Annotated in this window: 11 protein-coding genes; 9 read left to right on the top strand and 2 right to left on the bottom strand. The window is 72.4% G+C overall.

All coding sequences use genetic code 11. From position 1 onward, the window contains the following. The first annotated feature begins 250 nt into the window (after positions 1-250). From WMJ97_RS07320 to WMJ97_RS07310, 3 genes are all read left to right on the top strand, one after another. The gene (locus WMJ97_RS07320) at positions 251-3301 is read left to right on the top strand and encodes a glycosyl hydrolase (protein WP_347348329.1); all 3051 of its coding nucleotides are present in this window, start codon (positions 251-253) and stop codon (positions 3299-3301) included. A gap of 125 nt (positions 3302-3426) precedes the next feature. Continuing rightward, positions 3427-3642 carry a hypothetical protein gene (locus WMJ97_RS07315; protein WP_347348328.1) on the top strand — a complete coding sequence of 72 codons (216 nt, stop codon included), beginning with the start codon at positions 3427-3429 and terminating at the stop codon, positions 3640-3642. Between the two features lie 62 nt (positions 3643-3704). Beyond that, complete coding sequence (locus WMJ97_RS07310; protein WP_347348327.1) at positions 3705-4559, top strand: hypothetical protein; 855 nt, start codon at positions 3705-3707, stop codon at positions 4557-4559. A 275-nt stretch (positions 4560-4834) separates the two neighbouring features. Here WMJ97_RS07310 and WMJ97_RS07305 read toward each other — a convergent pair whose 3' ends face one another. Further along, positions 4835-5272, bottom strand: coding sequence for a hypothetical protein (locus tag WMJ97_RS07305; RefSeq protein ID WP_347348326.1), 438 nt, complete (start codon positions 5270-5272; stop codon positions 4835-4837). A gap of 82 nt (positions 5273-5354) precedes the next feature. Next, positions 5355-5732: a DUF6547 family protein gene (locus tag WMJ97_RS07300; protein WP_347348325.1), complete on the bottom strand. Its 378-nt coding sequence runs from the start codon at positions 5730-5732 to the stop codon at positions 5355-5357. Between the two features lie 107 nt (positions 5733-5839). Here WMJ97_RS07300 and WMJ97_RS07295 point away from each other — a divergent pair, with 107 nt between their 5' ends. The 6 genes from WMJ97_RS07295 (at position 5840) to WMJ97_RS07270 (ending at position 12268) form a co-directional block, all read left to right on the top strand. Further along, positions 5840-6424 carry a biotin transporter BioY gene (locus tag WMJ97_RS07295; RefSeq protein WP_347348324.1) on the top strand — a complete coding sequence of 195 codons (585 nt, stop codon included), beginning with the start codon at positions 5840-5842 and terminating at the stop codon, positions 6422-6424. Beyond that, complete coding sequence (locus tag WMJ97_RS07290; RefSeq protein WP_347348323.1) at positions 6421-7113, top strand: ABC transporter ATP-binding protein; 693 nt, start codon at positions 6421-6423, stop codon at positions 7111-7113. The genes WMJ97_RS07295 and WMJ97_RS07290 overlap by 4 nt, the downstream gene beginning before the upstream one ends. Then, positions 7110-7712, top strand: a complete 603-nt coding sequence (locus WMJ97_RS07285) for an energy-coupling factor transporter transmembrane protein EcfT (RefSeq protein WP_347348322.1) — start codon at positions 7110-7112, stop codon at positions 7710-7712. Before WMJ97_RS07290 ends, WMJ97_RS07285 begins: the two co-directional genes overlap by 4 nt. 103 nt (positions 7713-7815) lie before the next feature. After that, the gene (locus tag WMJ97_RS07280; protein WP_347348321.1) at positions 7816-10158 is read left to right on the top strand and encodes an ATP-binding protein; all 2343 of its coding nucleotides are present in this window, start codon (positions 7816-7818) and stop codon (positions 10156-10158) included. A gap of 22 nt (positions 10159-10180) precedes the next feature. Then, the gene (serB, locus tag WMJ97_RS07275; RefSeq protein ID WP_347348320.1) at positions 10181-11380 is read left to right on the top strand and encodes a phosphoserine phosphatase SerB; all 1200 of its coding nucleotides are present in this window, start codon (positions 10181-10183) and stop codon (positions 11378-11380) included. Positions 11381-11437: 57 nt separating this feature from the next. Further along, positions 11438-12268, top strand: a complete 831-nt coding sequence (locus WMJ97_RS07270) for an ABC transporter ATP-binding protein (RefSeq protein WP_347348319.1) — start codon at positions 11438-11440, stop codon at positions 12266-12268. Position 12269: the final 1 nt, after the last annotated feature.

Below are 12269 nucleotides of genomic sequence, written 5' to 3'. Positions count from 1 at the left end.
GGGCGTCCTGCCGTCGGCATCGACCCTCCGCTTTATCAGCGAATTTTAGTATTCGTCACGACAACAATCACTTGTTCACTTGGGATTATGCGTCGTCTTCTATGTCTTTTTTCGCATCCGCCGATGTATATTGAGCGCGCGATGAGAGCGCTCTCATCGCCACCAGGATGACGTCCGGCCCCTCCCCGAACGCCATGCTTGGCGACGCCCCGTGCGTCCCGAGAAACACGAGGAAAGGGAACACCGGCTCATGCTTCGCAACTCCCCTCGCGCACCCCGGATCGCCGCGCTCGCGGCCGCCGCGGCGCTGATTCTGCCCACCCTGCAAGCCCCACCGGCCCAGGCCGCGGGGACGCCCGCCGACGTCCTGCCGACGCGGGCCACGCAGTACGCGCCGGCCCAGCCGCCGCGCATCGCCCCCGGCATCCTGCCGCCCACGAACTCGTGGATCTCGGGCGCCGTCTTCAACCGCGAGGGGCTGTCCGCCCCGACGTGGGTGGGCGGCGGCCTCGCGTTCCGGGCGAAGCCGACCTCGTTCGGCGTCGCCGTGCCCGAGCTGTGGCACTACGGCGACAAGGCGATCATCGCCGGCTGGGAGCGCAACGGAGACCCCCCGAACACCGAGGGGCAGTCGATCGCGCTGGCACCCGCGGGGGCGTCCGACTATCGCCTGACCAGGGTGGACGACATCTCGGCCGACCTGACCTGGCGCTCCGGCGATCGCGACCTCGGCACGCTCACCGCCGTGGAGGGCTGGCCGTACGTGCAGTACCGAGCGGCGGCGTCCCACACCGTGTCGTCGAACCGGCCGCTGACGCAGGCCGGCCCGAACCACTGGACGTGGACCGCCCCGACCGGGCAGGTCATGCACGTCGTGGGCACGGGCGCGAGCCTGTCCGGGAGCACGTTCTCCCTCCCCGCGGGCGCGATGCTCCACGTGTTCGGCGAGCCGAAGGGGGCGACGGCGTCCGACGTCGCGGCGCTCGTCGCGGGCGCCGTACGCCTGACCGGCACGAAGGTCGACTGGGGCGTCTCCGGCGGGCGGGCGTCCACGACGTTCACGCTGGCGACGGACGGCGGCCGTCCGACGGTCTTCACCCAGGTCGAGCACCAGACATACGGCCTGGCCACCCTCAAGGGCCGCTGGGAGAACCCGACGGGGTGGGCGTCCGGGGTCGTCGGCAGCCGCTTCTCCTTCTCGGTCCCGGCGTTCGGCTCGGCCCGCGACGTCGACCTCACCAAGCTGACCGACGCGCAGCGCGGCGAACTGCGCGGCCTCGTCCGCGCGGACGCCGGCAAGGTCACGCAATTCAAGGAAGAGGACACCTACTTCGGCGGCAAGGAACTCTTCCGCGCCGTCAACGTGTACCGCCTCGCCAAGCAGCTCGGCATGAGCGGTGAGGCCGGCACGGTGAAGGCGGCGATCGAGGGGCAGCTCAACCTCTGGCTGGACGCCTCCCGCTGCCGCACCCAGTCCACCAAGTGCTTCACCTACGACGAGACCCTCAAGACCGTCGTCGGGCAGAAGGAGAGCTTCGGCAGCGGCACGAACGCGAACGATCACCACTTCCACTACGGGTACTTCCTCTACGCGGCCGGCATGCTCGGCCTCGACGACCCGAGTCTCGTGTCCCGCTACCGCCCGGTCGCGGACGCCCTCATGGCCGACATCGCCAGCACGACCGAGACCGCGACGACGATCAAGCGGCGCGCCTTCGACGACTGGCGCGGCCACTCCTGGGCCAACGGCACGGGCGGCGGATTCGACGGCAACGACCAGGAGAGCTCCAGCGAGGCCGTGAACGCGTGGGCCGGCCTGGATCTCTGGGCGCGGGCGTCCGGCGCGTCGACGATGTCGGCGCAGGCGTCCTGGATGATGAGCAACGAGGCCGCCACCGCGAAGGCCTACTGGTTCGACCCGTACCGCCGCGGCGCGTTCGCCAAGACGCACGTCTCGATGATGTTCCAGGGCAAGGTCGACTACGGCACGTGGTGGTCGCCGGACGCCTCCGACATCCTCGGCATCCAGGTCATCCCGCTCGGGCCGACGCAGATCGGCTACCTCAAGAGCCTCGGGAAGGCCCGCATCACCGAGCTGTTCGACGCCGTCCTGGCCCAGAACCCGCAGGTGGCCGGCCGCAGCCACCTCATCGACTGGAACATCATGCTGCTCGCCCTCGGCGACCAGGCGCGGGCCCGCGAGCTCGCCGGCCGGCTCACCGACGCCGACATCGACAACGCGAACACCCGCTCGTACCTGTACGCGATCGTCAACGCGGCCGCGGCGTCCGACAACGGGGCGAGCCTGCCCGCCCCGCCGGAGCCCGAACCGACGCCCGGGCCGACCGATCCGGGCCCGACGACGCCGGCGCCGAGCCCGACCCCCACGGCCCCGCAGCCGTCCGAGCCGGCGCCCGAGCCCAGCCCCCAGCCGACCGACCATCCGGGCGGCACCGCGGACGCCTTCGCGGGCCTCACCGTCGCCCACCGGACCGGCGGGACGGTCGGCGTCCAGGGGTCGCGCTTCGCGCCCGCGAAGAACGGCGACTGGGTGCGCTTCCGGACCGACTTCGGCACCAAGCGCTACACGGACGCCGCCGTGCGCGTCGCCTCCGGGGCGGCCGGCGGGGTGTCGGGGCTCGTCGAGGTTCGCACCGGCTCCCCCACCGGACGGGTGCTCGGCAGCCTCGCCCTGGCGAACACCGGCGGCTGGGACGCCGACAAGGTGGTCCCGTTCAACGTCGCCGGCGGGTTGACCGGCGTCCAGGACGTCTACGTCACCTTCACCTCCGGCCAGCCGAGTGCCTTCGCCGCGCTCACCTCGCTCGTCTTCCGGACCGACGGCTCGCAGCTGCCACCCACCGGGCCGACGGGGCCCGCGCCCGCGCCCTCGGGGCAACCCGCGCCGAGCGTGCACGACGCGTTCGCCGGGATCCCGGCCGCGGCGGCGTCCGGGACGCACGGGGTCGCGGTCGCGTCCGGACGCCTCGGCCCCGCCGGCAACGGCTCCTGGGCGTCCTACGAGGTGGACTTCGGCGCCGGCGGCGCCCGGGACGCCGTCGTGCGGGCGGCGTCGGGGGCGTCCGGCGGGGTCTCGGGGCTGGTCCAGGTGCGCCTGGACAGCCCCTCCGGGCCGGTGCTCGGTGACCTCGCACTCGCCAACACGGGCGGGTGGGACGCCGTCCGCGACGTCCCGTTCAACGTCGGGCCCGCGACCGGACGCCACACCCTCTACGTGACGTTCGCGTCCGGCCAGCCGGCCGCCTTCGTCACGCTGGATCGGTTGACGTTCCGGAAGTGACCGGCGGGCGAACGTCGCCCGAACATCAGATGGCGCCCCGGCGGGTTCACCCGCCGGGGCGTTCCCGTGCCCCCGGGCAGCGCCCATGATGGACGCCGACAGCGAAACGATCCTGGGAGGGACACATGGGAGAGCGCCTCGATTTCCTCAACGGCGTCAACCGGCTACACGCCTTCTACACCGAGAACGTGCGGATGCTCGCGCACGCCTACGGCCTCGACGATCACGACGCGTCCACGCTGCTGGAGCAGATGGGCTACCACAACGTCGCCCGTTCGATCCTGAGGCCGCCGCTGGTCGAGGTGTCCGCCGACGACCTGCTGGGCGAGGCGCGCGACTGAGGCGTCCCCGACTCCGACCACGGTCCGATGCCCCGGTTGGCGACAGCCCGTACCCTGGGCACGTGTTCACCGCGTCCTCAGCCCCGCGCAGCCTGCTGCCGTCGTGGCTGGGGGGCGCCTCCTGGCAGCAGCCGGGGGTCGCGCCGACGTCCCGGTGGATGCCGGTCGCCGGCCTCCTCGCCGCGTGCGTCGCGGTCGTGTTCGCCGTCGCGGCGCCTGCGGGCGTCCGGCTGGACGATCGGGCCGCGGCGGCGTCCCTGCTGCTCTTCGCGATCGCGCCGCTCGGCCTCGCGTCGCTGAGTTGGCTGCGCGATCGTTCGTTCCGGGCGCGTGACCTGCTCATCGCCGGGGTGGCCGGCCTGCTGGCCATCGCCGGCGGTCCGTTCGCCGTCGTGAGTTCCGCGCTGTGCGTCGCGGCGTCCCTGGCCTTGCTGCGCAGCCGCGCGCTGTCGTTCCCGTGGTTCCACTGGCTGCAACGACGGACGCCGGGGGCCGGCCTGCTGCGCGCCCTCATCACCGCGGCGGTCGTGACGATCGTGCTGCTCCTGCTGTCGAGCCGGGAGCGGACGCCGGCGCCGGGCGCCGACGAGATCCTGCTCGCGCTGTCGTCGGGGGTGTCCCAGGAGGCCGGGTGGCGGCTCTTCGGATACGTCGCGGCGATCTACCTGATGGGCGGCGTGCCGCGGACGAGGATGCAGCGGGCCTGGTGCCTCGCGCTCATGATCGTGCCGCAGGTGCTGCTCTACACGCTCGCGCGGGTCGTGGCCGGTTCGTGGTCGGGGCTGGCGCTCGAGGGGGCCATCGTGGCCGTCGTCTACGTCGCGCCGATGGCGCTGCTGCTGCGGCGGTTCGGGGTGGTGCCGGCGGTGGTCTGTCATCTGCTCGTGGACGCCGTGCGCTTCGCCGCGCTCGCCTGATCGGGCCCAACGCGGAGACTCGAGGTGGCGGAACCCCGTGGACACGGGTCGGGGTGCCCGCCAACCCCCGAGCTCCTGCGTCTGCCTACCGCGCCCACATCGTCTGACCGACCTCGCGACGGTGGGGACACTGTCGAAGGCATCCTCCCCAACATGCGGACGCGGGGACTGCCTCACGATCGCGATCGAAGAAGTGCTCGGTGGGCGCCGCGCGTCACGCGGGCCAGCTTACTTTTTCCTCCGGAGGCGAGGCAATAGCGCACGCGGGGCCGGGGTCACCGTCCGGCGAGCTGGAACAGGCTGGTCGTGAGCGTGACGAGGAAGTACAGGACGACCAGCACGATGAACGTGATCAGCACGATGCCGCACTTCGCTGCCTCGGTGCGACGCGAGCGCAACACGAACAGGTTCGACAGCAGGCCGACCAGACCGAGGAAGACCGGCGCGATCGCGCTGCCGGTGAACAGCAACACCGGCAGCCAGACGACCAGGATCAGCCACGACGGGGTCTCCGGGCCGGTGCGGTAGCGCTGGCCATCGATGACGAGGCTGGGGTTGCTCGACAGCCAGCGGCCCTTCAGCTTGACGGCGACGTCGCCCCCGTCGACGGCGGGCAGGCGGTACTCGCCCTTCGTCGGCTGGACGCGCTGACCGTCCACCTTCAGCAGGTGGCCGCGCAGGAAGTCGTTGTCGAAGGTGATCTCCCCCGCCACGCCGGGGATTCTCCAAGGTGTCGTCACGCCTGGTTACCTTACTGGCCGAAGGCGCCGAACGCGTGAACGCCCTTGCCTGCCGTCACTCCGCCTGCCCGGCGCTCTGCTCGGGCCACTCCCAGTCGTCGAGCCGGTCGAGGAAGTGATCGGTCGGCCCGCCCTGCTCGCCGGCCTCGAACAGCGGCAGCTGGGCGGCCTCGAGCACCCGCAGTACGTTGTAGACCCCCGACTCGAATTCGTCGGCGAACAGGCCCGCCAGGACGGCCCGCTGGTTGCCGTCCAGCGAGCCGAGCAGCACGTTCATCGCGTGCTGGCCGGGCTCGGCCTCGGCGTCCGCGGCGTCGGCGTTCTCGTTCCAGACCCCTGCCAGGACGCGCCGCGCCGAGACCTGGCCCTCACCCTCGCGGCACTGGACCACGAGGGCGTCGATGATCGTCCGATACAGCTGGTCGTCGCTCATACCACCATCATTGCCCCGACCCGGCTCGTCCGCCAGGAGACGATCGGGAGACCCCGCCGCGCCGCCGCTCTACCATGCCGGGTGAATCAGACTCGGAAGGACCCACTATGACCGCTCAGCGCAGCACCTCGCGCGACCTGGCCCTCATCGCGATCTTCGCCGGCGTGATGGCCGCCCTCGGCCTCGTGCCCGCGATCTATCTCCCGCTCACGCCGGTGCCGATCACGGCGCAGTCGTTCGGGGTGATGCTGACCGGGGCCATCCTGGGCGGACGCCGCGCGGCGGCGTCCATGACCCTCTTCCTGGGGCTGGTCGCGATCGGTCTCCCGCTGCTCGCGGGCGGACGCGGCACGATCGGGGTGTTCGCGGGGCCGTCCGTGGGGTTCCTGCTCGGGTGGATCGTCGTGGCCTGGCTCATCGGCGTCCTGACCGCGCGCGCCGGCGCCCCCTACCGCCTGCCGGCCGGCATCGGCATCAACCTGCTGGGCGGCGTGATCGTGCTGTACGCCTTCGGCATCGTCGGCATGCTGCTCCGGACACAGATGACCGTCCCTGCCGCCGTGCTGGCGAACGCGCCCTACATCCCGGGCGACATCGTGAAAGCCGTGCTGGCGGCCGTGATCGCCAAGGGAGTCCACACCGCGTACCCGGGCCTGCTGCGGGTGCGGCGTCCGGCGAGGGCCCGCGCATGAAGATCGACGTCGTCGACGTCGGCCACGTCTACCCCGGGCCGTCGTCGCGCCGGGTGCTCGACGGCGTGAACGTCGCGCTGACCGAGCGGCGCATCGGGATCATCGGGGCGAACGGGTCGGGCAAGTCGACGTTCCTGCGCCTGCTCAACGGGTTGATCGTGCCCAGCGAGGGCCGCGTCGAGGTCGACGGGCTCGACACGGCGAAGAAGGCCCGCGAGGTCCGCAAGAAGGTCGGGTTCTGCTTCACCGACCCCGACAGCCAGATCATCATGCCGACGGTCGCCGAGGACGTGGGCTTCGGGCTGCGGAAGTCCGGGCTGCCGAAGGACGAGCAGCGGGCCAAGGTGATGGCCCTGCTGGAGCACTTCGGGCTCGCCGGGCACGCCGACCACCCGGCCCACCTGCTCTCCGGCGGCCAAAAGCAGCTGCTGGCCATGGCGTCCGTCTTGATCACCGAGCCCACCCTGCTCGTCATGGACGAGCCGACCACCCTGCTCGACCTGCGCAACGCGGCCATGATCGGCCGCGTCGTGGCCGAGCTGGAGCCCGCGGTGGTGCTCGCGACGCACCACCTGTACCTGCTCGAATCGTTCGACCGGGTGCTCGTGTTCGAGGGCGGCCACCTGGTGGCCGACGACGCCCCCGGGCCCGCGATCGCGACCTATCGCCGTCTCATGGAGGCCGCGTGAGGAGCCTCGGGCTCTACGTTCCCGGCGACTCGCTCCTCCACCGCGCGCCCGCGGGCGCGAAGCTGCTCGTGCTGCTCGTGTTCGGCGTCGCGACGGTCTTCCTGAACCAGTGGCCGGGGGTGACGGTCGCCCTCGTCGTCGTGCTGGGCCTGTACGCCTGGGCGCGCATCGGCTGGCGCATGCTCTTCGCCCAGATCCGGCCCCTGTGGGCGCTGCTGCTGTTCGTCGCCGTCTTCCACACGTGGGTGTCGGGGCCGGTGCGCGCGTACGAGGTGCTCGGCGCCCTGATCGCGCTGGTGCTGGCCGCCGCCCTGGTCACCCTCACCTCCCCCGTCTCCGCGATGGTGGACGCCGTGGTCGCGGCCGCGCGGCCGCTGCGGCGACTCGGGGCCGACCCCGAGCGGATCGGGCTCATGCTCACCCTCGGCATCCGTTGCGTGCCGCTCATGGCCGTGCTGGTGCGCGAAGTCTCGGAGGCCCAGTGGGCGCGGGGCGCCCAGCGCTCCGTCCGCGCGTTCGCGGTGCCGCTGATCGTGCGGGCGCTGCGGCAGGCGGACGCCCTCGGCGAGTCGCTGGTCGCCCGCGGCGTCGACGACTGACGATCCATCCGCCCGGCCATCGGGACGCCGGCGGCGTCGGACGTCTTTCATGTCGGACGCGGAACTCCCCCATCGCGACGGGCTGTCGTCGATAATGAGTCCGATGTCCCCGCCTTGGCTCGATAAGTTCCTGTACGCCGGGAACGCGCTGTTCGCCGAACAGTTCGCGCGCCGCGTGCTGCTGGAGCCGCGCCACGATCCGCCGGCGTGGGTCCGCCGGTGGGTCGCCCGCGTTCTCCCGAGCTGGACGCGCCAGGCGATCCTCGACCAGAACGTGTTCGACCGCGGAGGACAGCTCTTCTCGATCGTCGCGATGACGATCGTCGGGCTGGTGACGTGGTACCGGGTCCAGCGCGACTGGATCCCGCCCGACACCCCACCCGTCGTCGTCCCCGCCCTCCTCGTGCTCGCCGCGCTGATCGTGTACGCGACCGTGGAGGCGATCGTCCGGCCGGGCTCCCGCGTGGGCTCGCGCCTCTTCTGCCTCTACGCGCTGGCGTTCACGCTCGCCCACGTTCCGGTCATGCTCGACCCGACGCCGCCGACGAACCCGCCGCTGCTGGTCGACATCGCGATCCCGTCCCTGATCCTGTCGCCGTTCGCGTTCGGCGCGCGCTGGGGCACGATCAGTTGCCTGTACTTCGGGGTCTGGTACGGCGTGCTGCGGTCGCACGCGATCGGCCTGGCGATGGGCCTCACGTCGGCGTCCATCTGGGTCGTCGTGGGGCTGTCCGTCGTCGCGTTCGTCTCGCTGTCGGTGAGCATCACCTCGGAGGTCCAGGCCACATCGGAGCGGGGCTGGGCCCTGCGCGAGACACTGGCGCGCAGCGGCGCCCGCCGCTTCGAGCAGATGCGGTGGAACGGGCTCATCCACGACAAGATCCTCGGCGCGCTCCGGCTCGCCGCGCGCGAGCCGGAGCTCTCGGAGAACTCGGGCGAGCTGGCCCGGCAGGCGCTCGAGGTGCTGCGCGACAGCGACGACGGCACCCCGTCACGCACGTTTCAGGGGGCGGTGCGCGAGCACGCGCGCCGGCTGGGGTTGCAGGTCATCATCACGGTGACCGGCGACATCCCGGACAACATCGGCGGGCAGACCCTGGTGGACGCCACGGCCGAGGCCCTCACCAACGTCGCCCGGCACTCGGGCCAACGGGTCGCCTTCGTCACCGCCACCGTCGTCGACGACCACGTCCGCGTCGAGATCCGCGACCACGGGCAGGGCTTCAACCCTCACTCGACCCAGGAGCGCGCCGGCATCCCGCTCGGCATCCTCGCCCGCATGCGCTCGATCGGCGGCCAAGCCGAGGTCACGTCGAAGCCGGGCTCCGGGACGACCGTGACGCTCCACTGGGAGGCGGCCGAGGTGCCCGAGGTGCCCTACGTCCGGTGGGACATGTTCAAGATGTTCCCCGTCACCTACCTCGTGACGCTGCTGATGCTGCTGCACTTCGCGGCCGGATGGCTCGCGGGGGGCGTCCTCAGCCCCCAGGTGCTCGCCGCGACGATGCTGAGCTGCACGGCCCTCACCGTGGCGACCGGCGTCATCCCGCCGACGACGCGCGCCTGGTTCAGCCTGGCCTGCGCGATCGCCCTCATGCCCGTCGCGCACCTGACGAACCTGACCGTCCCCGTCCCCCTCGACTGGCGCTACTGGTGGGGCGGCGCGTACGCCCCGGCGCTCGCGTCGCTGGCGTTCTTCACGCGGCCGCTGGCGGGCTGGGTCGCGTTCGGGATGATGGTCGCGGTCGAGGCGGTCACGCGGATCGCGCTCGGGTGGTGGTCGGCGTCCGGTCTGCTCTGGAACTACGTCGTGACCCTCGGCTACGTGACGCTGGCCGGCCTCGTGCGGATCGGGCTCGACCGCTCTGCCGACGCGATCAACCGCTCTGCGGCGCGCGCCGGACGCCTCCGGCTGCGGCTGGTCGAACAGCAAGAGCAGGACGCCGCGGCGTCCGAGCGCAGCGGCACGCTGCTCGACGAGGTCGGCCCGATGCTGCAGCGCATCGGGGCCGGCGGAGTCCTGACCGCCGACGAGCGCACCGCCATGACCCTGATGGAGGCCCGGCTGCGCGACCGGCTCGTCGCCGGGCCCCTCGTGACCGACGTCATCGAGGCGTCCACAGACGCCGCGCGCCGGCGCGGCGCGCGCGTGGAGCTGTCCGCCGAACAGACGCCGGAACCGATCGAGCTGGAGCACCTCACCGAGTTGATGTGCACGATCCTGGACGCCGTCGGCCCCCGGACGCACGTCGCCGTCCAGTGGCGCCCCCGCGGACGCCGCCGGGGCAGCATCACGGTGGTCGGGTCCGTCTCGGACGCCGCGGCGGCCGAACTCGGACGCCTCGCCGACGAGCCCGACCAGGCGTTCGCCGCCGACGTCTCCCGCGACGACGACTCGATGCTGGTCGATCTCGCCCAGCGTCCGTCCGCGGTCGCTCAGCGCTGAGCCGACCCCTACCCTGGTGCCCGTGGACGCCAACACGCCGACGCTGCTGATCACCGTCACCGGCCGGGAGCGCACCGGCCTCCGCCGCGCCCTGTTCGCCGAGGTCGCGCGGCACGATGCGGTGATCCTCGACATCGAGCAGCTCATCGTCCGGGGGTCGATGACGCTCACGTTTCTGCTCACCGACCTCGACGCCGACGCCGAGGCCCACCTGACCGGCCGCTTCAAGGAACTCTGCGAGAAGATCGGCTTGCAGGTGCACGCCGAGCACGGCACCGGGGACCTGCACCGCGTCGACCCGGCCCGCGCGATCGTGACGGTGCTGGGCGACCCGCTGCGGGCGTCCCACGTGGCCCGGGTGACCGGCGTGTTCACCGCGCTCGGCGTCCACGCGAACCACATCCGCAGGCTGTCGACGCAACCGACGACGATTCAGTTCTACGTGTCGGGATCCGACGTCTCGGCGCTGCGCCCGGCGCTGGCGAAGGTCGCCGCGGAGGCCGGTTTCGACGTCTCGGTCTCGCCGGCGGGGCTGCGCCGCTTCGGGCGTCGGCTGGTCGTCATGGACGTGGACTCCACGCTCATCCGCGACGAGGTTATCGAGCTGCTCGCCGCCCACGCCGGCCGCGAGCGCGAGGTCGCGGCCGTCACCCTGCGGGCGATGCGCGGCGAGCTCGACTTCGCGGCCAGCCTGCACGAACGGGTGCGTGCGCTCGCCGGGCTGCCCGAGTCGGTGATCGGGGAGGTCTCCGCGCGGCTGCGGCTGACGCCGGGGGCGTCCACGCTCGTCCGGACGCTGCACGCGCTGGGCGACACGGTCGCCCTGGTCTCGGGCGGCTTCACCGAGGTCGTCGAGCCGCTCGCCGCGCAACTCGGCATCACGCGCGTCTACGCGAACCGCCTCGAGATCGCCGACGGCGTCCTCACCGGGCGGGTGCTGGGGCACGTCGTCGACCGGGCCGCGAAGGCGGCCGCGCTGCGCGAGCTCGCCGCGGAGGAGGGGCTGCCGTTGGAGCGGACCGTCGCGATCGGCGACGGTGCCAACGACCTCGACATGCTCGCGATCGCCGGCCTCGGCATCGCGTTCAACGCCAAGCCGGCCGTCCGGGCGGCGGCCGCGACGGCGCTGAACGTCCCCAACCTGGACGCGGTGCTTTCCCTGCTGGACATCTCGCGCGACGAGATCCAGGCGTCCGAGCGGGAGGCGGCGTCGCCCGTCTGACCAAATACATCAGCGCGAGTTTGCGTAAATGAGTTAGGTAAGCCTAACCTCGCTTCCATGAACATCCACCCCCGTGGTCTCGCGCTGACGGGCGCCGGGCTCACCCTCTCGTACGGGGGCGACCCCGTCGTCCACGAGGTCGACCTGTCGATCCGCTCCGGCCGGGTCACCGCGCTCGTCGGGCCCAACGGCAGCGGCAAGAGCACGCTGCTTCGCTCGCTCGCCCGCCTGCACCGGCGCGACGCCGGACGCGTCCGGATCACGGGGGCCCAGGAGGACGCCGACCTCGACGACCTCTCCCCACGAGCCCTGGCCAGCAGGCTCGCGATGCTCACCCAACAGCGGCCCACCCCCGCCGGCGTGACGGTGTCCGAGGTCGTCACCTTCGGTCGCCACCCGTACCGGCGCGCCCTGCGCGCCGACCAGGGCGGCCCGGACGCCGTCGCGCGCGCCCTGCGCCTCACCGGCCTCGCCGAGCTGGCGGACCGCCCGGTCGACCAGCTCTCCGGCGGGCAGGTGCAGCGCGTCTGGCTGGCGTCCTGCCTCGCGCAGGACACCGGGGTGCTGCTGCTCGACGAGCCGACGAACCACCTCGACCTGCGGTACCAGGTCGAGCTGCTCGCCCTGCTGCGGGAGCTCGCGGACGACGAGGGCGTCGCGATCGGCGTCGTCCTGCACGACCTGAACCAGGCGGCCGCGGTCGCCGACGAGGTCGTGCTGCTGGCCGACGGCCGCGTGCTCGCGGCCGGAGCGCCGCGCGTCGTGCTCACCCCAGCCCTGCTCCGCCGCGCCTACGGCGTCCGCGTGGAGGTGTCCCCCGACGGGGATGCCGGCGTCCGGGTGAGCGCGCTCACGTCGCTGCGCACCCGGCGTCCGAGCGCGGCCTGAG

Origin of the sequence: Nigerium sp. (assembly GCF_039811905.1) — a bacterium.
Lineage (GTDB): Bacteria > Actinomycetota > Actinomycetes > Propionibacteriales > Propionibacteriaceae > Propioniciclava.
This window is presented reverse-complemented; position numbering and strand designations above follow the sequence as displayed.

Bases quoted from the DNA above. Each gene is read 5' to 3' on its own strand.
- WMJ97_RS07290 (WP_347348323.1), top strand. From the start codon at position 6,421: ATGAAGATCGACGTCGTCGACGTCGGCCACGTCTACCCCGGGCCGTCG.
- WMJ97_RS07300 (WP_347348325.1), bottom strand. From the start codon at position 5,732: ATGAGCGACGACCAGCTGTATCGGACGATCATCGACGCCCTCGTGGTC.
- WMJ97_RS07270 (WP_347348319.1), top strand. From the start codon at position 11,438: ATGAACATCCACCCCCGTGGTCTCGCGCTGACGGGCGCCGGGCTCACC.
- WMJ97_RS07315 (WP_347348328.1), top strand. From the start codon at position 3,427: ATGGGAGAGCGCCTCGATTTCCTCAACGGCGTCAACCGGCTACACGCC.
- WMJ97_RS07295 (WP_347348324.1), top strand. From the start codon at position 5,840: ATGACCGCTCAGCGCAGCACCTCGCGCGACCTGGCCCTCATCGCGATC.
- WMJ97_RS07280 (WP_347348321.1), top strand. From the start codon at position 7,816: ATGTCCCCGCCTTGGCTCGATAAGTTCCTGTACGCCGGGAACGCGCTG.
- WMJ97_RS07320 (WP_347348329.1), top strand. From the start codon at position 251: ATGCTTCGCAACTCCCCTCGCGCACCCCGGATCGCCGCGCTCGCGGCC.